The sequence below is a fragment of the Actinomycetota bacterium genome (assembly GCA_023488435.1).
GTDB lineage: Bacteria > Actinomycetota > Coriobacteriia > Anaerosomatales > UBA912 > UBA912.
The window spans coordinates 24,238-43,959 of sequence record JAMDCK010000021.1; the positions used below are offsets into that span (position 1 = coordinate 24,238).

Sequence of the window (19,722 nt, forward strand, 5' to 3'; positions counted from 1 at the left end):
CATGTCTGAGCTACTGCAGGTCAACTCACTGGCCACACACTTCAAAACGACCGACGGCGTTGTCCGCGCCGTCGACGGCGTCTCCTTCTCGCTAGCCCCGGGCCGCACCCTAGCCGTCGTCGGCGAGTCAGGCTCGGGGAAGTCCGTCACGGCGCTCTCGGTGATGCGACTCATACCGGAACCCGGCGGGAAGATCGTCTCGGGCGAGGTTCTCTACAAGGGCGCTGACGTGCTGAAGATGACTGACTCGGAGGTCCGCGGACTTAGAGGCGATCGCATCGCGATGATCTTTCAGGACCCCATGACCTCACTGAACCCGGTTTTCCGCATCGGAAATCAGGTCGGAGAGACGCTCATGGTGCACAAGGGAATGAATCGCAAGGAGTCCTTCGAGCGCGCGATAGAGTTGCTCGACATGGTCGGCATCCCACACGCCAAGTCCCGTGCGCGCGACTATCCGCACCAGTTCTCGGGCGGGATGCGCCAGCGGGCTATGATCGCGATGGCGCTCGCATGCGAGCCTGACATTCTGATTGCCGATGAGCCCACCACCGCCCTCGACGTGACCATCCAGGCGCAGATACTCGACTTGTTGCTCGATCTGCAGCAAAGGACCGGGACCGCCATCATCATGATCACTCACGACCTGGGCGTCGTAGCAGACATAGCCGATGACGTGATGGTCATGTACGCAGGCAAGCAGGTAGAGTACGGAAAGGCCGATGAGGTCTTCTATCAACCGAGGCACCCCTACGCTTGGGGCCTGCTCGACAGTCTTCCTCGGCATGACGTTGGCAGCAAGGGGTCGCTGCTGCCGATCATGGGCCAGCCGCCCAGTCTTATCAACCTGCCAAGCGGGTGCGCCTTCCACCCCCGATGCGCTTATGCGCGCGAGATTTGTTCTGCGCAAACCCCGGCTTTGGTCGATGTAGGCGACGGACATCTTGCGGCCTGTCATTTCGCGAGTGACCCGGGCTTCACGCGCAAGGCTTCGCCCGCAACGGATGAGGTGGCATGAGCCATGACTGAAATACTTCGGGTTGAGAGCCTACGCAAGCACTTCCCGGTCGAGCAGGGTATGTTCAGCTCACACCTCGGCCGAAAGGTCTACGCTGTCGACGACGTGTCGTTCTCGGTCAATGAAGGCGAGACGCTGGGTCTTGTAGGCGAATCCGGGTGCGGCAAGTCCACTACCGGCCGATGCGTGACCAGGCTGCTCGAGAAGACTTCCGGGAGCGTCACATTCGAGGGAGCAGAGATTGGCAAGCTAGGCGGCAAGGCGCTCAAGGCTTTCAGGCGAGATGTGCAGATCATCTTCCAGGATCCTTACGCATCACTGAATCCGAGGATGACGATCGGCGAGATCGTCCGAGAACCGCTTTCTGTCCACGGTATCGGCACTCGCGATGAGCGCCGAGCCCAGGTCAAGGAGCTTCTCGAGGTCGTCGGGTTGAATCCTGAGCACGTCAACCGCTTCCCGCATGAGTTTTCGGGTGGACAAAGACAGCGCATCGGCATCGCTCGTGCACTCGCTTTGCGCCCCAAGCTCATCGTCTGCGATGAGCCCGTGTCGGCGTTGGACGTCTCGATTCAGGCCCAGATCATCAACCTGCTCGAGGATCTGCAGAAGACGTTCGGGCTGACATATCTGTTCATCGCCCACGATCTGTCGGTAGTACGTCACATCTCTGATAGAATCGCTGTGATGTATCTGGGCAAGATCGTCGAGTCTGGGGACTGGAGGGGAGTCTACGATACTCCGCATCACCCTTACACACAGTCATTACTGTCCGCCGCTCCGCTGCCTGACCCCAAGGCGCAGCGCTCGCGGGGGCGCATCATCTTGCATGGAGACGTCCCCAGCCCGATCGACCCTCCGTCTGGTTGCCGATTCCACACTCGCTGCCCGATCGCGCAGTTCCCGCAGTGCGCCGAGATCGAGCCGCCTCTCGCCGAGGTTGCGCCAGGACACCTTGCGGCCTGCCATTTCGCGAAGCCGCTGCCTATCGATACCGAGTCGCCTGCTAAGTGACTCGAGCCTTCTAGAAAGGGGAGCGGATGAGACCTGATCCATCCGAACGACTCGACGAGCGCGCAGTCACTGTGTGGCGCATACAGAGCCTGATCTCAGTTGCTGTTCTGGGGTCCGGGCTGCTTGTGCTCGCAGTTCTCTACCGGTTCAATGTGATTCCATGGCAGGTATTGCCAGTTGCGGCGGTGGCCCTACTGACCTGGGGGTTGCTGTCGGTGGGGTTGTTTCCCAGAGTACTCTGGCTCAGGTGGCGCTATGAGGTCCTCGACACAGAGATCGATCTGAAGTTCGGCCTGTTGATCCAGAAGCGCACGATCATCCCGATGGCGAGGGTCCAGCATGTTGACACGAAGGCGGGACCTTTGTTGCGAGCGTTCGGTCTGGCCGATGTCACCATCGCCACAGCCGCCGGAATGCACGAGATCCCTGGCCTCTCCAACGAGGTGGCCGACGCTCTTCGCGATCGCATCGCACTATCCGCTGGAATGATCGAGGACGTGCTTTGACGGTGAGCTGGTCAGAGCCGCGCCGGGCACATCCAGCAGCGATAGCCGTCTACGCTTGGAGCACAGTGACCACGCTGTTGAGTATCGCCGCTCCGATCTTAGTCCTGAGTATGTTAGAAGCCGACGGCTTGGCAAGGATATTCCTCCCGATCGTTGGCGGCGGCCTTGTGGTTGCTGCGATAGGCGCCACATTGGCGGTCAGCTACGTTCGCTGGCTCAAGTTCCAGTTCACCATCGACGGAGATACGTTCCATGTCGAGCAGGGGATACTCTTCCGCAAGAACACCCGCATGGCGGGGGAGCGAATCCAGACCATAGACACCGCAGCCAATCTGGCCTTCAGAATCTTGGGCCTGGTGACCCTCAACGTGCATACCGCTGGGGCCACGGGCAAGCCGGAGGTATCGATTCCTGCACTGACCATCGCGCAAGCCGAGGATCTGACGCAGGCGCTGAGGAGCCTGCGGCCTGTGACCCGGCCGCCGTTCACTGTCGAAGGTGATGCGGTCGCTTCGGCTGACACTCTGTCCCTAGCCGGAGGAGTAGCCTGTGTCGCCGAGAAGTGGACCCTCAGTGACCGGATGCTTGCACTCAATGCCTTGACGTCCACGTCGGGTTTCGGGGCGGCTCTTGTGGGGACGATAGCCGGAGTTGGAGTCATTGTAGAGATCTACGGATTGCTAGTGGGTCCCGTCGACAGCACCCCCCCTGATTTCGTATTGATCCTCGGGGGTCTGGTGCTCATCGTACTGGTCATCCTCGTCGCATGGGCCGTCAACTGCGTGTTGACCGCCTTGCGGTACTGGGGCTTCTCGGCAGGATGTGGTGGCGACGTCATAGTGGTCGAGCATGGCCTGTTGCGCAGAGTGATGCGCAGCGTGCCCCTTCGGCGGGTCCAAGCGGTGAGATACACAGAGAGCGTCCCGGCCCAGATGGTATCCAAGGTCGCCGTGTCCGCGGATTGCGCGGGGGTGATGTGGGGGACGGAGGCCCAGTCGGGTTCTGATGTCCTGCACCCGATTTTGGAGCGGGAAGAGGCACTCCGGTTCTCCGAGGCGATGGTCCCCGGGCACCTGCCCCCGCAGATGCAACCTGTGCCCCGTTCGGGGCTACCGCTCTATGTCGTGTTTCCCGCAATCGCCCCATTGATCGTGGCGGTTGCGGCAGCGGTGTTCCTTCCCTATGGGTGGCTGGCCTTCCTGGTTCCGTTGCTCGCTGCTGCGTGGGGCGTGGCCATGCACAAAGACGCCGCCTGGGGTTTCGATGAGGTGACGCTGGCATTACGGTGGCGCATCATCAGTCGCACCACGCTTGTCGTGAGACGCTCTCGGATACAATCGGTTCAGGTCACGCGCAATCCGATACAGAGGCGGATGGGGTTGGCTACTGTCAGAGTCCAGATCGCGTCAGTATCTCGAGCTGCGGTGGCGCATGTGGAAGAGTCTGAAGCGTGGCGACTGTTCGAATGGGTGTCAAGAAAGGGAACCTGAAGATGCGCACGGATGACTTCGATTACGACTTGCCCAGTGGCCTGATCGCTCAAGAGCCCATGGAACCCCGGGATGCGTGCAGGCTCCTTGTGCTTGACAGGGCCAGCGGGCAGATCGATCACCGGATCTTCCGCGACCTTCCCGATTACCTGAACAAAGGCGACGTGCTGGTCGTGAACGAGACGCGTGTCATGCCAGCGCGCTTGAAGGGTGCGAAGGACGAGACCGGCGGCGCCGTGGAAGTGTTGCTCCTGCGTGAGGCGTACGAGAACACATGGGAGTGCCTGGTCAAGCCGGGACGCCGAATCATGCCGGGCGCCAAGCTCGTCTTCGGCGATGGAGTCATGCGCGGGCTGGTGGTCGACAAAGTGGCCGACTCGGGAGCAAGGCTGATCCGCTTCTCGGTGGATGCGCCCAGGACATTCGGCGACGTGGTCAACGAGATCGGCGAGATGCCGCTGCCGCCATACATCACCAAGCCGCTGGCGGATCCGTCGACGTATCAGACCGTCTACGCCCGTGAGGCGCGCAGCGCTGCGGCGCCCACAGCCGGGCTACACTTCACGCCTGAACTGATGGAGCGCATCGAGTCCATGGGTGTGCGGATCGCGCGTGTCGAGCTCGATGTCGGGATCGACACATTCCGCCCAGTCGCCGAGGATGACCCCACCGAGCACGTGATCCACAAGGAGTACTTCAGGGTCGGCCCGCTCGCCGCCGAGATCATCAACACCGCTCGCGCCAAGGGCGGCAAGGTGGTGGCTGTGGGGACGACATCAGCGCGGTCGCTGGAGAGCGCGTGGGACCCGGAAGTCGGCGAAGTCACCCCACAGGCACGCGAGACCGATCTGTACATCCTGCCCGGCTACAGATTCCGCGCGATCGATGCGCTGATCACGAACTTCCACACGCCGCGTTCGACGTTGCTCATGATGATCAGCGCGTTCGCGGGTCGTGATCTTGTGATGGGTGCGTACCACGAGGCCATCGAGAGACAGTACAGGATGCTTTCCTTCGGCGATGCGATGCTGCTGAAGTAGTCGATTGAGCGCCAGGCGGCTCTACTCGACCGGCACCCACCAACTCCAGTTGGGGGAGCCCGCAAGTGATTCGACGCCTGAGGTCTCAGGAGCCATCGCGAAGCCTGCTTCGGGTGACGCCCCCGGAGGCGCAAAAATCGGCGTACCCTGGTCGTCCCTACCGGCTTGCTCGAATGTGGGTGCCCCGTCTTCCTCGGCAGGGGGAGCGAATCGCGGCGGCAGGATGGGCCACATTCCGAAGGCGCCAAGCGTCCCTGAGGTCAGAGCGAATGTCCGGCCTCGGAGGGTGCGCGTGACGAGCGTCGCCTCGTAGAGGACATCATCCGGTCCGAGGATCATGATCGTGCCGACTTCCCGGGTCGCATAAGCTTGGTGAGAACCGGTGGATCCCGAGCCTAGGTCAGTGATGATCGATCCGATCGAATCGCCCTCAGGGCGGCCGAGCGAGGGGCTTTCGGCGACCTGGTAGACATTCTCGCCCAGCACAGCGAAGCGGGCGCCCGTGGCTGGTGCGGCCTCGGGGGCCACAGCCTGTGGGGGCACATCCGCAGGCGGCGGTGCCTCGATTGCAGTGTCGGCGCCCATTGGCATCGGAGCATCGGCGGTCACCTCGAAGGCAGTCTGGGGTCCGGCTGGAGTCATCAGATAGCGCACCCCGACTATAGTGCCGAATCCCGCTACCACCAGGATTGAAGCCGCAGCCCCGATGAACACTAGCTTCGGGTGGCGCAGAAGGTCGGCGATACTCGGCGGTAGCCACGATTTCGACTTGCCGGGGGCTTCTGTCCCGGCTTTTGCCGCCGCTTGAACCTCCGCTGCTGCCGCCGCTTTCGTCGCTTGCTGTTCGCGGACGATCGCAGCGAGCGTCGCTACAACTACGCCTTCATCGACCGCCGGAGTCGGCACTTTTCGCATGTTCGCCAGCACGCCGACGAATCGAGTGCAGCTTTCGCACGCGGCGCAATGCCGCTTGGCGCGAGCAATCTCCTCGGCATCGAGGCGCTCACCGTCTGCCGCTACCGAGATGATCTCCTGTATTTGCAGGCACTCGTTATCGTTCATCGTCTCTCACCTAGAAGACCCATTATCGTCATCAACGTCCGTCGGGCGCGGAACACGCGCGATTTGACCGTACCAGCGGGCACGCCGAGAGCCTCGGCGGCTTCCGCATACCCCATGCCGAAGAGCGTCACCGCAGAGAGTGCCTCGCGGTCCTCGGGTGAGAGGGCTCGCATCGCCTCTTCTAGCGCGACTTTGTCGATGACCCCCGAAGCATGATCGGGCGAAGAGTCGGTCGCAATCGTCAGCGGGTCCACAGGAATCGGCCTTCGCTTGCCTGCCCTCAAGGAGTCCAGGCAGATGTTGCGCGTCACCCGGAAAAGCCAGGTCGAGAAGGCTGATTCCCCGTTGAACCCGGCTAGGGATCGATACACCTTGATGAACACCTCCTGCACAACGTCATCAGCAGCCGCCTTGTCGCCGAAGAACCGAAGCGCGTGGGCGTAAACGGCGCTCGCATGGGTGCGCATGAGCGTTTCGAAAGCCGCCACGTCACCTGCGCGTGCGGCTTCGATAAGCTCGGTCTCTTCGGTTCTTGCCGAGGGCATCCAACACCTTTCGCTGATATGACGTCGGTTGCAGCTGTGCGGTTCACGTGTGATCGATGCATAATCATCGCCCACCGCTGCATGTCAAGGATACAACAGATGCCAAGTGCTGGTAGTATCGGCTCATGACTCGTTTCGACTTCTCGGTCCACGCGACCGACCCGCACTCATCGGCGCGCACAGGAACGCTCCTGACCACGCATGGACCGGTAAAGACTCCGGTCTTCATGCCCGTTGGTACTCGCGCCACAGTCAAGGGCGTGACGACCCCGCAGCTGGCAGAGCTTGGAGCCCAGGTGCTCCTTGCCAACGCCTACCATCTCTACCTGCGCCCCGGAGTCGACCTCATCCGTCGGGCAGGCGGCCTGCACTCCTTCATGAACTGGAACAAGGTCATCCTCACTGATTCCGGTGGATTCCAGGTCTTCTCGATCGCCGACACTCTCAAGCTCGACGACGATGGCGTGACATTCAAGAGCATCGTGGACGGCACGCTCCACAGGTGGACCCCCGAGGACAACATGGCAGTCCAGGAGGCACTGGGCGCAGACATCATCATGCAGCTCGACCATTGCCCGCCTTACCCGGCGAGCAAGGAACTGGTCGCGACGGCGGTTCGGCGAAGCCTCGACTGGGCCCGGCGCTGCAAGGATGCTCACAGGAGGCCCGATCAAGCCCTCTTCGGCATCGTTCAGGGAGGGGTGTTCGAGGATCTGCGGATCGAGAGCGCACGCGGTCTTGTCGATATCGGCTTCCCGGGCTACGGCATCGGGGGCTACTCGGTGGGGGAGCCGCACGACCTGATGCTCGAATCGCTGGCTCCTGTGTGCGAGATACTTCCCGCCGACAAGCCGCGCTACCTCATGGGAGTGGGCAATCCGACATCCATGCTCCAGGCGATAGGCCTGGGTGTGGACATGTTCGATTGCGTGCTGCCGACGAGGACAGCTAGGACCGGAACCGCCTTCTCGTCGCAAGGTCGCATGAACCTACGAAACGCCAGGTACAAAGACGACCTGGGTCCGCTTGATGACTCGTGCACCTGTCCGACGTGCAGGGATTATTCGCGGGCCTACATCCGTCACCTGGTACAGTGCAAGGAGATGCTTGGATCCACGTTGCTCTCAATCCACAATCTAGCGTTCCTGACGAATCTGACGGTGCTTGCAAGGGAGGCGATACGCGAGGGGAGATACGCCCAGTTCTTGGACGAGTGGCTCGCAGGGCCTGGAGCGGACGACTACTGATAGGCAGCTTTGCTGCCGAGCGACGCCGCACGGAGCGCGGTCGGCGGCGAACAGTCAGACCCGGTAAAGTCATTGTGCAGTGATTCCTCTATGATGTTATCATTTCAAGCCGAAAACGCAGTGTCGCGCTCTGTCTGCGCACCCCTGATTAGACACCGGAGGTTTCTTGTTGTGGATATCATCAGCATCATCTATATAGCAGTACTCATCTTGGCGTTCTATCTGTTGATAATCCGCCCCCAGCAGACCAGAAACAGAGAGATGCGCGAGCTTGCAGCATCACTGACTGTGGGCGATCGAGTCATCACGGTGGGCGGGATGCATGGTCAGGTCACTGAGGTCAACGATGAGACCGTGCTGCTCAAATCTCATGACGGCTCGGTGATGATGTACGAGAAGGCCGCCATCGGCAAGATCGTCCGCGACATCCCTGCGATAGACGGGAAGTAGTCGAGTGACCCGAATCGAAAGCCGGCGGCCCCGCAAAGTGCAGCTGCCCGGGATTCTTATCATCATGGAAAGCGGGAAGTAATGAATCTGCGGCAGTGGAACTTTCTTGCCCTGGCGATCGTGATCGTCTTAGTCGGAATCTCCTGGTACCTGCTCTGGCCAATCGACCAGAAGATTACCCGTGGACTCGACATCAAGGGTGGCTTGTCTCTTATCCTAACTGCCGAGGAAACCCCCGGCATCCCCGTCACTGAAGAAGTGATGGACCGGGCGGAGCTCATTGTCCGCAACCGGGTAGACGGCCTAGGGGCCGCAGAGGCTTCGATCCAGCGTCAGGGAGCGACGTCACTTCTGGTCCAATTGCCTGGCATCGGGAATGCTCAGGAGGCGCTGGATGCACTCGGTACGACAGGACAACTAGAGATTCGTGATGTGATCAGCGTTGATGCTACCACCGGTGCTCCGGTGTTGGGTGAGATCCTGCTCACCGGCGAAGTGGTCACTGACGCCAGCGTAAGCACCGACCAGTTCGGCGCATTATCTGTGGATGTCACGTTCAACCAAGAGGGCGCACAAAGATGGGCAGAGGTCACGCAAGCGAGGATCGGTCGGCAAATCGCGATCGTCTTGGACGGAGTGGTCCAGTCGGCCCCCGTGGTGCGTGAAGCCATCCTCGGAGGCCAGACATCGATCTCTGGCAACTTCACACCCGAAGAAGCGAACCAACTGATGACCGTGCTGGAAACCGGAGCTCTTCCGGTCACTCTCGAATTCTCTGAAGCCCGGGTGGTTGGCCCGACGCTGGGACAGGACTCCCTCGATAAGGGCATTTTTGCGATTCTTGTGGGCCTGGCGGTTGTCGCGGTCTATCTCCTCGTGTTCTATCGACTGCTGGGAGTCATATCGCTACTGTCGATGGCGGTTTTCGCCTCCATCTTCCTAGGCACGCTTGCGGTGCTGTCTACATTTGGCTGGTTCGCGTTGACCCTGCCTGGAATAGCGGGAATCGTGCTGACGATCGGTCTGGCAGCCGACTCCTCCATCCTCATGAATGAGCGCTTCAAGGAAGAAGTCGCCCAGGGCAAGACGATCCGCAGCGCAGCTAAGTCCTCGACTCGCAATGCGATCGGAACCTCGCTCGATGCCGACCTGGTTACGCTGGTCACGGCCATGGTCCTCTATTTTGTAGCAATCGGACCGGTCAAGGGCTTCGCACTGACACTCATGATCGGCATCATCTGCGACTTGATCGGCATGTTCCTGCTCAAGCGCCCGTTGATCATCATCCTCGCCGAGAACGTGATGGCAAAGGCGCCCGGCTGGTTCGCCCTGCCGAAAGGAAGCACCAATGCCTAAGATCGACTTTTTGGGTCACATGAAAATCTTTGCGGTCATCTCGGCGATTCTTCTTTCTGTGTCTATAGGGGCAATCGTCGTCAGGGGCCTTACTTTCGGAGTGGAGTTTCGGGGCGGGACGGTAATCAACATCGGGACAGATACCGACCTGAGCTACGCTGAGGTCAGGGACGCTTTCGCCCAAGCTGGCCTTGTAGAGCCCGTGATCCAGTCTGTCCAGGAGGGCGGATTCATCGTCAGATCAGGGGAGACTGATCCCGATGAGGCCAACCGCATCTTCGTCGAGGCTGCAGGGATACTGGGAATCGATAGCGCCGCAGGCAACGTCACAACTATCGGTCCGGGCTGGGGTGAGAGTATCACCAACGCAGCCCTGATGGCGCTGGTGCTATCGATTGTCGCGCTGTTACTCTACATGTCGGTGCGATTCGAGTACAAGATGTCGGTGTGCGCCGTCATCGCCTTGCTGCATGACGTTGTGATCGTCGTGGGCATCTATGCTCTTGCAGGCAGGGAGATCACGCCCAACACGATCGCCGCTCTGCTGACGATCACGGGATACTCGCTCTACGATACGGTCGTGGTGTTCCACCGCATGAAGGAGAACTCCGCTGCCTTGGTCAACACCACTTTCACTGCGATGGCGAACCGTTCAATCAACCAAGTGTTGGTGCGAACCATCAACACCTCACTGACCTCGCTCGTCCCCATCATCGCCCTGCTGCTCTTCGGCGGGGAGACGTTGATGGACTTCGCCTTTGCCATCACTGTGGGTCTGCTGGTCAGCACTTACTCGTCGATAGGCGTTGCAAGCCCCATCTATGTACTTTGGAAGGAACGCGAGCCCAAATTCCAGGCGTTGGCCAAGAGGCAGGCTGGAGCCGCGTAGCCTTCTGCATATTACGAGCGATTTCGAAGTGCCGAGCCTCGGGTGCGGCCTTCGCGGGTGGGACCTATGACCGAAGTGACAATCGAACAGCGCGGGCACTGCTGTGGGCATGGCCGATGGGGCGTCCGGAGAGTGGAGCCTGGTCCCGCCGAGGCGCTGGCGCGCGAGACCGGTTTTTCGCTGGTCTTCTGCCGCATCATGGTTGGCCGCGGTATCACCGATGCGGCCGCCGCCCGCGCATTCATCGAGCCGTCGCTTGATCGTGACTGGCTCGACCCGCACGTGATTCCGGGTATGCGCGCGGGGGCCGAGAGGGTCGCTGCCGCGATTAGGGCCCGTGAGCGCATCGTGGTCTTCGGGGACTTCGACCTCGATGGCATCTCTTCGGCGGCTTTGATGGCTCGCGGACTTTCGGCGATGGGCGCAGATGTCGAGGCAATCATCCCGGACAGGTTCGCCGAAGGTTACGGGCTCTCGGTTGCCGCGATGGATCGTGCTCTTGCGCTTGGTCCGAAGCTGCTCATTACCGTCGACTGCGGTGTCTCCTCCAGAGCCGAGGTCGCCCAGCTGTTGGGCGCCGGGGTGGACGTGGTGGTCACCGATCACCATGAGCCCGGGGAGGGTCTGCCGGTCGGGATACCCGTTGTGAACCCCAAGCTTGACCCCAACTGCCCCTCCTTCTCGCTTGCCGGTGCGGGTGTCGCGCTCAAGTTCGTGCAGGCCGTTGGCGACGCGGTCGGCTCGCCCGATGTCTGGCGTTCGCTCACAGATCTTGCAGCGCTGGGCACGATCGCCGACATCGTCCCGCTGATTGGCGAGAATCGAGCGCTGGTCGCGGATGGCCTCGCGCGCATCGCAGCGGCTCCGCGAGCGGGCATCGCCGCGCTAGCAGAGGTAGCGGGTGTCTCGGCGAGTGGATTGCGCTCCCAGGATGTCGCCTTCGGTCTAGCGCCGCGACTCAACGCCGCCGGCCGTATGGGAAGCCCGGACATCGCGCTAGACCTGATGATGGTCGATGACGCTCCGACCGCCGAGAAGCTGGCATCCGCGCTCGATGAGCAGAATCGCAACCGCCAAATCGTCGAGCAGAAGATGAGCGAAGAGGCCCTCCAGCTCGCCGAGCAGAGCATCCGCAGCGGCGATCGCGCCCTGGTGCTCGCACGCGAGGGTTGGCACGAGGGCGTGAAGGGGATCGTCGCATCCAGGTTGGCCACCAGGTTCGGCTTGCCGTGCATCCTATTCGTCATCCGCGACGGGCTCGCCCTGGGCTCGGGTCGCTCGGCTGGCAGCGTCGACCTCTACGCTGCGGTCGAGGCGTGCTCCTCACACCTGGTGCGCTTCGGCGGGCACCATGCGGCAGTCGGGGTGACCCTGGCGGTGGAGGAGCTCGAACCCTTCCGGGAATCGCTACGTGCACATCTCGCGACCCTGCCTGCCGATGAGTTCGTCGCCGAGCGGCTATGTGACGTCGCGGTCTCCCTCGATGATGTTTCGGTCGAGTTGGGGACGGAGCTCGCGTTGATGGAGCCGTTCGGACACGGGAATCCGGCGCCTCTGTTTGAGGCGAGCAGCGTCTTCATGACCTCCCGCCAACGAGTGGGTAAGGATTCGAACCACCTTCGCTTCACCGCATTCGACGGCACGAACGGTGTCGGCGCCATCGCATTCCGCTGCCGAGACATCGAGCAGGCCGCCGACATGGAGACGCCGGTCGATCTTGCCTTCGAGCTCAGCGTCGACACGTGGCGCGGCAACCGCCGGGCACAGCTGATGGTTCGCGATTTCGCGACCCTCGAAGTCGAGGAGGACGCACCCGCGGCAGAGCTCGTCGAAGAGCTATTCGCGCGCGCGGATGCGATCGTCGCTCGCGAGGAGTACTCGGGAATCACAGACGCCGAGTCGTTCCACACCAAGCTCGTCGGAGTGACTTTCGAAGGCAGACAGGACGTTATCTCTCGGTTGAAGTCGGGCGACGCACTCGCGATGAGACGCCAACCCGAGAATCCCTATGACGCCAATGCGATCGCGCTCTTCGAACACCGTGGCGCACAGGTTGGCTTCCTCAACCGCCGTCTGGCCCAGGCCCTTGCACCTGCACTCGATGCCGGTGTCGCCTACGACGTCGAGGTCACAGATGTGACCGGCGGCGTCGACGCACGCTCCTGGGGCGTCAATGTGCGCATCAGCCGGCGAGGCGATGCCATCGACCCGGTGAGCGAGACTTCCAAGGCTGAGATCCGCGAAGAGCTTGCGCAACTGTCGCCCGAGGCCCTTGAGCGCACGATCATCACGCGCCTCATCGGCGACAGGGCGCTTCTGGAGACCCAGGGCAAGGCCCTCGAGGTGCTTGCAGCAGGCAGGCGCTGCCTTACGGTGATGGCCACCGGCCGAGGCAAGTCCCTGATCTTCCACGCCCACGCCGCCAGGCTCGCACTTAAGGAATCAAAGGCGTCGGTCTTCGTCTTCCCCTTGCGCGCACTCGTAGCCGACCAGCACTTCCACCTCGCCGAGATGTTCCTCGAGTTCGGCTTGACGGTGAAGGTTCTCACAGGTGAGTCCTCATCGGCGCAGCGAGACGAGATCTTCGCGGGACTCGCCGAAGGCGAGGTATCCGTGGTGCTGACCACACCGGAGTTCTTCGAGCACAACTCGGCCAGATTCGCAGCGACCGAGCGGATCGGGTTCGTCGTTGTGGACGAAGCGCACCACGTGGGTCGCGCGAAGGCCGGACATCGCCCCGCATACGCTCGGCTCGGCGAGGCGATAGCCTCACTGGGCGATGGCGTCGGAGTCTTCGCTTGCACCGCCACGGCGAGCGCCGAGATCGCGTCGATAATCGAGGAGTCTCTCGGCATTGATGTCGTGCTCGAGGACCCGGCGGTGCGCGACAACCTCGGGCTTGAGGACAGGCGCGGCATCAAAGACAAGGAAGGAAGTCTGCTGGCCATCGCGCTTTCCGGCGGCAAGACGATCGTCTACTCGAACTCGCGTGACCAGACCGTGCGCATCGCCCGCATGCTACGCAAGCGCATCCCGGCGCTGGCCTCGCGGGTCGTGTTCTACAACGGTGGCCTCGGCAGGCAGGCTCGGCACGCGGTCGAGCAGGCCTTCAGGAACGGCGACCTATCCATCGTCGTGGCCACGAGTGCTTTCGGTGAAGGCGTCAACATCCCCGATATCCGCAACGTCGTGCTCTATCACCTGCCATTCAACGAGATCGAGTTCAACCAGATGTCGGGCAGGGCCGGCCGTGATGGAGCCCCTTCGGCGGTTCACCTGCTCTTCGGGGCGGGGGACGGTCGCATCAACGACCTCGTGCTCTCGACCCAGGCCCCGGCCCGCGAGGACATGGCAGCCCTCTACCTGACGCTCAAAGACATCCAGGGCTCGAACGGCGAGGGCTTCGAGGTCACCAACGCCGAGCTCGCCGAGCTGATCTCGCGCCAAGCCGGTCGCGACTTCACCGACAAGGCGGTCTCTGTGGGCCTGTCGGTCTTTCGCGAACTCGGACTGTTGCGTTCGGAAGGCCACGGCCCTTACCGGCGCCTCACCGTCGTCCTGCCGCCGCCCGGCAAGATGGAGCTCGCCGAGTCCGTGCGCTACTCCGAAGGGCTCGAAGAGATCGCCGAGTTCCGCGAATTCCGCACCTGGGCGCTTGGCGCAACCGCCGAAGATTTGCTTGCGCGCTTCAATCGACCTATCCTTCCATCAACGACGCCAACGACGGGCCAGGAGACATGTCAGCGACCCTAGAAGACATCGAACGCCATCTAGGCCAGTATCTTCCGGACGTCGACGTCACGGATCTCGAGGATGCCTACGAGTTCGCTCGCGAGGCGCACGAGGGTCAATCGCGCAAGTCGGGTGAGCCTTTCTTGGCGCATCCCGTCGAGACTTGCCTCATCCTCGCTGAGCTCCACATGGACACCGCGACCCTCAAGGCAGCGATCCTCCACGACGTCGTCGAGGACAGCTCGGTGGAGCTGGGGACGGTACGCGAGCGCTTCGGTGATGAGGTCGCCGACCTCGTGGACGGCGTCACCAAGCTCGGGCGCATCGAGTTCGAGTCCCTCTCGGAAGCGCAAAGCAACAACTTGCGTAAGATGCTCATTGCGATGGCCAAGGACATCCGCGTCATCATCATCAAGCTGGCCGACCGCCTTCACAACATGCGCACCCTCGCTGTGTTGCCGCCGGACAGGCAGCGCGACAAGTCCATCGAGACGCTCGAGATATACGCGCCACTCGCGCATCGCTTAGGCATCTCGAGTATCAAGTGGGAGCTCGAGGACCTGGCCTTCTACTACCTCGAGCCCAAGAAGTACCACCAGGTCCAGAAGATGGTCGCCGAGCGCAGGGCCGCGCGCGAAGTCTACCTCGCCGATGTCATCGACACGCTCCATCGCGAGCTGCATGAGGTCGGGGTCTCGGCCGATATCTCAGGCCGCCCTAAGCACCTGTACAGCATCCACCAGAAGATGTCGCAGAAGGGCAAGGACTTCAACGAGATCTACGACCTGATCGCCCTGCGCATCATCGTAAGCTCGGTCAAGGACGTCTACGGCGCGCTGGGAACGGTCCACTCGATTTGGAAGCCGGTGCCCGGTCGCTTCAAGGACTACGTCGCCATGCCTAAGTTCAACATGTACCAGTCGCTGCACACGACGGTCATCGGACCCGCGGGTCGCCCCTTGGAGATCCAGATCCGCACCGAGGAGATGCATCGCACCGCTGAGTTCGGCATCGCAGCCCACTGGCGCTACAAGGAGGGCGGCCGAGGAGACGCAAGCTTCGAGGAGAGGCTCTCGTGGCTTCGGCAGATGCTCGAATGGCAGACCGAACTCAAGGATCCCCGCGAGTTCATGGAAGCGCTCAAGATCGACCTCTTTGAGGACGAGGTCTTCGTCTTCACGCCGAAGGGCGACGTCAGATCGCTTCGCAAAGGGGCCACGCCGCTCGATTTCGCTTACGCGATCCACACCGAGGTCGGGCATCACTGCGTCGGCGCGAAGGTCAACGGCTCGATTGTCCCGCTCGCTCACGAACTGCACATGGGCGACCGCGTCGAGATCCTCACCAACAAGAACTCGTGGCCCAGCCGCGACTGGCTCAACATCATCAAGACGAGCAGCGCGCGCACCAAGATCCGCGGGCACTTCTCGAAAGCCAGTCGCGTCGACGACCTCGCGAAAGGCAAGGAAGAGCTCGCCAAGGTGATGAGGCGCCATGGCATGGGGCTGTCATCGGCGCAGACGAATCGCGCCTTGGAGCAGGTAGCCGCCGAGGTCAAGCTCGCATCCGCAGACGACCTGCTCGCGCAGATCGGGGCGGGGAAGGCCTCGCCCAAGCAGGTGGCGGGCAAGATCCTCAAGCTGATGTCGGTCGATGACGCCAAACCCGCCGAGGAGACCCTTCCGCGCGAGTTCACCCTCGCCGAGCCGATGCGCCCACCCAAGGCGCACCGCCAGCGCAAAGGCGGCGTGGGCGTCCGCGTCAAAGGCGTCGAGGGCGTTCTCGTCAGGCTATCCCGATGCTGCACCCCGGTGCCGTGCGACAAGATCCTCGGCTTCGTCACGCGAGGCAGGGGAGTATCGGTGCACCGCGCGGATTGCCCGAACGCGACAGAACTCCTCGGCCAGCCGGAGCGCCTGATCAAGGTGGAGTGGGATAGCGAGCACGAGGCAACGTTCCAGGTCGAGATCGTAGTCGAGGCCCTCGAGCGCCTACGCCTGCTGCCCGAGGTCACCGACACACTGGCCCAGGCAGGCGCGAGCATCCTGTCGGCGAACTACTCGACCACCAAGGAGGGCATCTCGACGATGCGCTTCCTGTTCGACCTAGGCAATATGGACCAACTCGGACCGCTCTTACGGGAAGTCCGTGCGCTGGATGGCGTTTTCGACGCCGAGCGCCGCGCCCCGGGCGCCGAAGTCAAAAAGAAGAAGAGGTAGCCGTGAAGATCGAGAGACTCGCACTAGGCCCGCTGGAAACCAACTGCTGGCTCGTTTCAGACGGACATGGAGGACCAGTGGTCATCATCGACCCTGCCGATGAGGCCGATCGGATTGTGAGCGCGCTCAAAGGCCGAGAAGTCGCTGCCGTGGTGTTGACGCACGGGCACTTCGATCACCTAGCAGCAGCCGGCGAGGTCATGTCGGCCACAGGAGCCGGACTCCAGGTCCACATGGCCGACGCACCCTGGATCACCACTGCCGCCGGCACCGGCGGTCTGCCCTTCGGATTCGAGGCCGCAGCCCCTCCTGCCAGCCGAGAGCTTCGCGACGGCGATACCATCGAGGCGGGCTCGCTTAACGTCGAGGTCCTGCACACGCCAGGACATACTCCCGGGAGCATCTGCCTGCTCGCCGACGGACATCTGTTCTCGGGGGACACGCTTTTCGCGGGCAGCGTCGGTAGGACCGACTTCCCACGAGGTGACGGGCGGGCACTAGGGCGCTCGATCGCAGAGCGCATCGCTCCGCTTCCTGACAAGACGCTCGTGCATCCTGGGCATGGTCCGGATACAAGCATCGACCGCGAACGGCGGATCAATCCCTTCTTCCCTAGGGGCTAGAAGTGCTGTGTCTCGCATTCTTTGGGGCTGGTCGCTTGGCTGGATTGCGGGTACAATCGATTAACTTGCATTTAGGTAAGATAATTCCGCTTGCCAACAAGGACAGGACGGAGCTGCTCGTTGAGGACGCATGAGGTATTCGTGACGACTGCGGTGAGAACTCTATGACATATGCGGCAACGCGACCCCTTGTCGTTGCACAGGCTAAGCGCCGAGGACTCCGGCTTGCTGTCCTGGCGCTGTTTGTCGTTATGTGGGCACTGGTCTTTTCGGCAGTAGCTTTTGCGAATACGACTCCAACGGTTCCGGTGAATGTCCAGGCTATCCCCGGAACGACATCTCCGCTGATTGCCAGGATTACTTGGAATGCGTCCACCGATGACGTCGGCGTGAGTGGGTATAACGTTTGGCGCTCGCTGACCTCCACGGGAACACCCTCGTTGATTGGTTCGACGGTCGGCCTGCGTTTCGATGATGTGAGGGGAGTGCCGGGTCAGCCGTACTTCTACATGGTCAGCGCCTTTGACGGCGCTGGATTACAGTCGACTCGATCGGCCCCAGTAGGTCCGGTGCGCTCCACATGGGTACCGCGCCCGCACGTGACCTACACCACAGCGGGCAATCTATGTTCGTCCTGTCACACGCCGCATGAGGCCGCCACCGCAAGGGGCCTGCTCAGACCTGCGACAGGGGCCAGGACTGAGAGTTCAGTCTGCTTCACGTGTCACGATGGATCCGGTGCGATCAATATCAGGACCGGCCCCACCAATTCGTTCGCTCTCGCTAGCGGGCATGCTCTAGAGGAGCGCGATACCGGAGCCGATCTAGCGGATCGCTGCTCCAGCTGCCACTCGGCTCATGGTGACTTCAACGTCAACAGAATGCTGCCTAGACCCTCGATCAATGGGACTACGGTAGCCCGCGGGAACTCCTGGTGTCTGGCTTGCCACAACAGTACTAACGACTGGTTCGGCCCAGGATATCCTTCCATGGCGACTCCCTCCAGGGATGCCAGCGGCTTCCCGGTGAGCGGCAGGTTCCCTGGACCCTCGATTGTGAGTAGTGCGGGCGCCAATCGACATGCGCTGATTCCAGCTTCGACGATAGCTACTCCGTCGCGTCAGGCAGGCGACTGCCTCTACTGTCATCAGTCCCATCGCTCGGCGAACCGATACGACGCTCTTCGCCACACTTATCGCGCTCCGAGCGCATCGACCTTGGCCAGTGACCAGATAGGTGGCTTCGCTGAGTCCTGCTTCGCTTGTCACGGAGCCACCACGCCCAGTGTGTTTGCAACGCGCCCCGCTAACATGACTAACATCCGCCAGTTCGTGGCCACATCGACCGTCGCTACCACAACCAACATGGGGCATCGGATCGAAACGGCAGGCGGGACGTTCCCGGTCGGATCGCCGATGCCGTGCTTCAGTTGCCACAACCCCCACGGGTCCAGCAGGGGTAACGCATCGCTGATCTCAGATGAGAGAGGCAGGCTGCTTTCGACCACTTCGGCGGCGGGGGTTCGTGCCTTCTGCCTGACATGTCACGCGACAACCGATGGATTCGTCTGGAACAGCATCACTTCTACGGTCACCGCCGTCAGCACCACCGAGACTGTGGTCGGACTGCGTCGTGATGGGACCGGCGGCACCGTATTAAGGCTTCCGGTCATGGCAGCCGGGCACAATCGTGCTGACTCTCGGTCCTGCTACGAATGTCATACCAGTAGTCCGGGCACCCGTTATGCGCCCGGTGGGAACAACGTGCATAACCCCGGACCCGGCACTCCCCCTGGCATTGTGACCAACACTTTGTTTTTCAGGCCCGAAGACACTGTGACAGGCAATATTCCTTCGGGTGATCAGGCGGGGGACACGTATCAAGCTGCCGTGGCTGGATGGTCTGTACGCTCGATGGCACCGGCCAGTTCGACTGTTGCCTTCCAGTCTCAGACCGCCGCAGTGACCGTACCCACTGGTGCACAGAACTGGAGGATGGTTAGGTTCGTCTCCCCACCCGTTGCCACCACCGTTTCGATCCCGGCCGGTGGATGGAACATTGAGATTTGGGTCAGGCAGAACGCCACTGGAGCTAGCGCGTCCATGCGTCCCTTCGTCTACGTGTGGCTAGCTAACAACACTAGGGGTCCGGCCATCGTGGGTCCTGCAAACATGGGAACTACATGGCCAACAACGTCACTGCCGGGTGAGTCTCGGGCGGCTACTGCAACGGCCCTCCTACCCGTGACGCTCAATCCAGGCGACAGGATTGTCATGGACATGGCCGTCCAGACAAATGCCACTTTCGCGATTGATCGTAGTTTCAGCTACTCCTTCGGCGTGGGGGCACAAGGATTCCTGCGTGCACCAACTGCCATAACCTGGGTAGCCCCTTAGATTGGTCGAGAAGCATCTAATCTTGGGGGGTTAGGCCGCTTCCGCGAACCTTGACGCCCAGTGAGAGTCCCATTCGTTGTTGTAGCGTAACACCCTGAGTTTGAGGATTCCAAGTGCACCGGGCTTGAGCCAGCT

The 19,722-nt window shown here is 61.7% G+C and carries 15 protein-coding genes; 13 read left to right on the forward strand and 2 right to left on the reverse strand.

The window, feature by feature from the left end; genetic code table 11:
- The first annotated feature begins 1 nt into the window (after position 1).
- From M1617_02960 to queA, 5 genes are read left to right on the forward strand one after another with little or no spacing between them, the layout of a single operon-like run.
- On the forward strand, positions 2-1,018 hold the full coding sequence (locus M1617_02960; GenBank protein MCL5887247.1) for an ABC transporter ATP-binding protein: 1,017 nt from the start codon (positions 2-4) through the stop codon (positions 1,016-1,018).
- Between the two features lie 3 nt (positions 1,019-1,021).
- The gene (locus tag M1617_02965) at positions 1,022-2,032 is read left to right on the forward strand and encodes a dipeptide ABC transporter ATP-binding protein (GenBank protein ID MCL5887248.1); all 1,011 of its coding nucleotides are present in this window, start codon (positions 1,022-1,024) and stop codon (positions 2,030-2,032) included.
- A gap of 26 nt (positions 2,033-2,058) precedes the next feature.
- On the forward strand, positions 2,059-2,538 hold the full coding sequence (locus tag M1617_02970; GenBank protein ID MCL5887249.1) for a PH domain-containing protein: 480 nt from the start codon (positions 2,059-2,061) through the stop codon (positions 2,536-2,538).
- A 2-nt stretch (positions 2,539-2,540) separates the two neighbouring features.
- Complete coding sequence (locus tag M1617_02975) at positions 2,541-4,028, forward strand: PH domain-containing protein (protein ID MCL5887250.1); 1,488 nt, start codon at positions 2,541-2,543, stop codon at positions 4,026-4,028.
- A gap of 2 nt (positions 4,029-4,030) precedes the next feature.
- Positions 4,031-5,068, forward strand: coding sequence for a tRNA preQ1(34) S-adenosylmethionine ribosyltransferase-isomerase QueA (gene queA / locus M1617_02980; protein MCL5887251.1), 1,038 nt, complete (start codon positions 4,031-4,033; stop codon positions 5,066-5,068).
- Positions 5,069-5,089: 21 nt separating this feature from the next.
- Here the strand turns inward: queA and M1617_02985 are convergent, their stop codons facing one another.
- Together M1617_02985 and M1617_02990 are read right to left on the reverse strand one after the other, a co-directional pair.
- Complete coding sequence (locus M1617_02985; GenBank protein MCL5887252.1) at positions 5,090-6,130, reverse strand: zf-HC2 domain-containing protein; 1,041 nt, start codon at positions 6,128-6,130, stop codon at positions 5,090-5,092.
- Positions 6,127-6,675, reverse strand: a complete 549-nt coding sequence (locus M1617_02990; protein MCL5887253.1) for an RNA polymerase sigma factor — start codon at positions 6,673-6,675, stop codon at positions 6,127-6,129. Before M1617_02990 ends, M1617_02985 begins: the two co-directional genes overlap by 4 nt.
- Before the next feature lie 125 nt (positions 6,676-6,800).
- Here M1617_02990 and tgt point away from each other — a divergent pair, with 125 nt between their 5' ends.
- The 8 genes from tgt (at position 6,801) to M1617_03030 (ending at position 19,587) form a co-directional block, all read left to right on the forward strand.
- Positions 6,801-7,922 (forward strand): tRNA guanosine(34) transglycosylase Tgt, encoded by a 1,122-nt coding sequence (tgt, locus tag M1617_02995; protein ID MCL5887254.1) that lies wholly within the window; start codon positions 6,801-6,803, stop codon positions 7,920-7,922.
- A 171-nt stretch (positions 7,923-8,093) separates the two neighbouring features.
- Positions 8,094-8,372: a preprotein translocase subunit YajC gene (yajC, locus tag M1617_03000; protein ID MCL5887255.1), complete on the forward strand. Its 279-nt coding sequence runs from the start codon at positions 8,094-8,096 to the stop codon at positions 8,370-8,372.
- An 81-nt stretch (positions 8,373-8,453) separates the two neighbouring features.
- Entirely contained in the window at positions 8,454-9,728 is a 1,275-nt protein-coding gene (secD, locus tag M1617_03005) for a protein translocase subunit SecD (GenBank protein ID MCL5887256.1), read from the forward strand.
- Positions 9,721-10,617 carry a protein translocase subunit SecF gene (secF, locus tag M1617_03010; protein MCL5887257.1) on the forward strand — a complete coding sequence of 299 codons (897 nt, stop codon included), beginning with the start codon at positions 9,721-9,723 and terminating at the stop codon, positions 10,615-10,617. Before secD ends, secF begins: the two co-directional genes overlap by 8 nt.
- Positions 10,618-10,749: 132 nt before the next feature.
- Complete coding sequence (recJ, locus tag M1617_03015) at positions 10,750-14,370, forward strand: single-stranded-DNA-specific exonuclease RecJ (GenBank protein MCL5887258.1); 3,621 nt, start codon at positions 10,750-10,752, stop codon at positions 14,368-14,370.
- A complete protein-coding gene (locus M1617_03020; GenBank protein MCL5887259.1) occupies positions 14,355-16,568 on the forward strand; it encodes a bifunctional (p)ppGpp synthetase/guanosine-3',5'-bis(diphosphate) 3'-pyrophosphohydrolase in 2,214 nt (737 codons plus the stop codon). Before recJ ends, M1617_03020 begins: the two co-directional genes overlap by 16 nt.
- Before the next feature lie 2 nt (positions 16,569-16,570).
- The gene (locus tag M1617_03025; protein MCL5887260.1) at positions 16,571-17,191 is read left to right on the forward strand and encodes an MBL fold metallo-hydrolase; all 621 of its coding nucleotides are present in this window, start codon (positions 16,571-16,573) and stop codon (positions 17,189-17,191) included.
- Between the two features lie 164 nt (positions 17,192-17,355).
- Positions 17,356-19,587: a cytochrome c3 family protein gene (locus M1617_03030; GenBank protein MCL5887261.1), complete on the forward strand. Its 2,232-nt coding sequence runs from the start codon at positions 17,356-17,358 to the stop codon at positions 19,585-19,587.
- The last annotated feature ends 135 nt before the right edge of the window (positions 19,588-19,722 follow it).

Excerpts from the sequence above, each read along its gene's own strand:
- M1617_02985 (MCL5887252.1), bottom strand. The coding sequence starts at position 6,130 with ATGAACGATAACGAGTGCCTGCAAATACAGGAGATCATCTCGGTAGCG.
- secD (MCL5887256.1), top strand. The coding sequence starts at position 8,454 with ATGAATCTGCGGCAGTGGAACTTTCTTGCCCTGGCGATCGTGATCGTC.
- queA (MCL5887251.1), top strand. The coding sequence starts at position 4,031 with ATGCGCACGGATGACTTCGATTACGACTTGCCCAGTGGCCTGATCGCT.
- M1617_02960 (MCL5887247.1), top strand. The coding sequence starts at position 2 with ATGTCTGAGCTACTGCAGGTCAACTCACTGGCCACACACTTCAAAACG.
- M1617_03020 (MCL5887259.1), top strand. The coding sequence starts at position 14,355 with ATGTCAGCGACCCTAGAAGACATCGAACGCCATCTAGGCCAGTATCTT.
- M1617_02970 (MCL5887249.1), top strand. The coding sequence starts at position 2,059 with ATGAGACCTGATCCATCCGAACGACTCGACGAGCGCGCAGTCACTGTG.
- M1617_03030 (MCL5887261.1), top strand. The coding sequence starts at position 17,356 with ATGACATATGCGGCAACGCGACCCCTTGTCGTTGCACAGGCTAAGCGC.
- tgt (MCL5887254.1), top strand. The coding sequence starts at position 6,801 with ATGACTCGTTTCGACTTCTCGGTCCACGCGACCGACCCGCACTCATCG.
- M1617_02990 (MCL5887253.1), bottom strand. The coding sequence starts at position 6,675 with ATGCCCTCGGCAAGAACCGAAGAGACCGAGCTTATCGAAGCCGCACGC.
- M1617_02965 (MCL5887248.1), top strand. The coding sequence starts at position 1,022 with ATGACTGAAATACTTCGGGTTGAGAGCCTACGCAAGCACTTCCCGGTC.
- secF (MCL5887257.1), top strand. The coding sequence starts at position 9,721 with ATGCCTAAGATCGACTTTTTGGGTCACATGAAAATCTTTGCGGTCATC.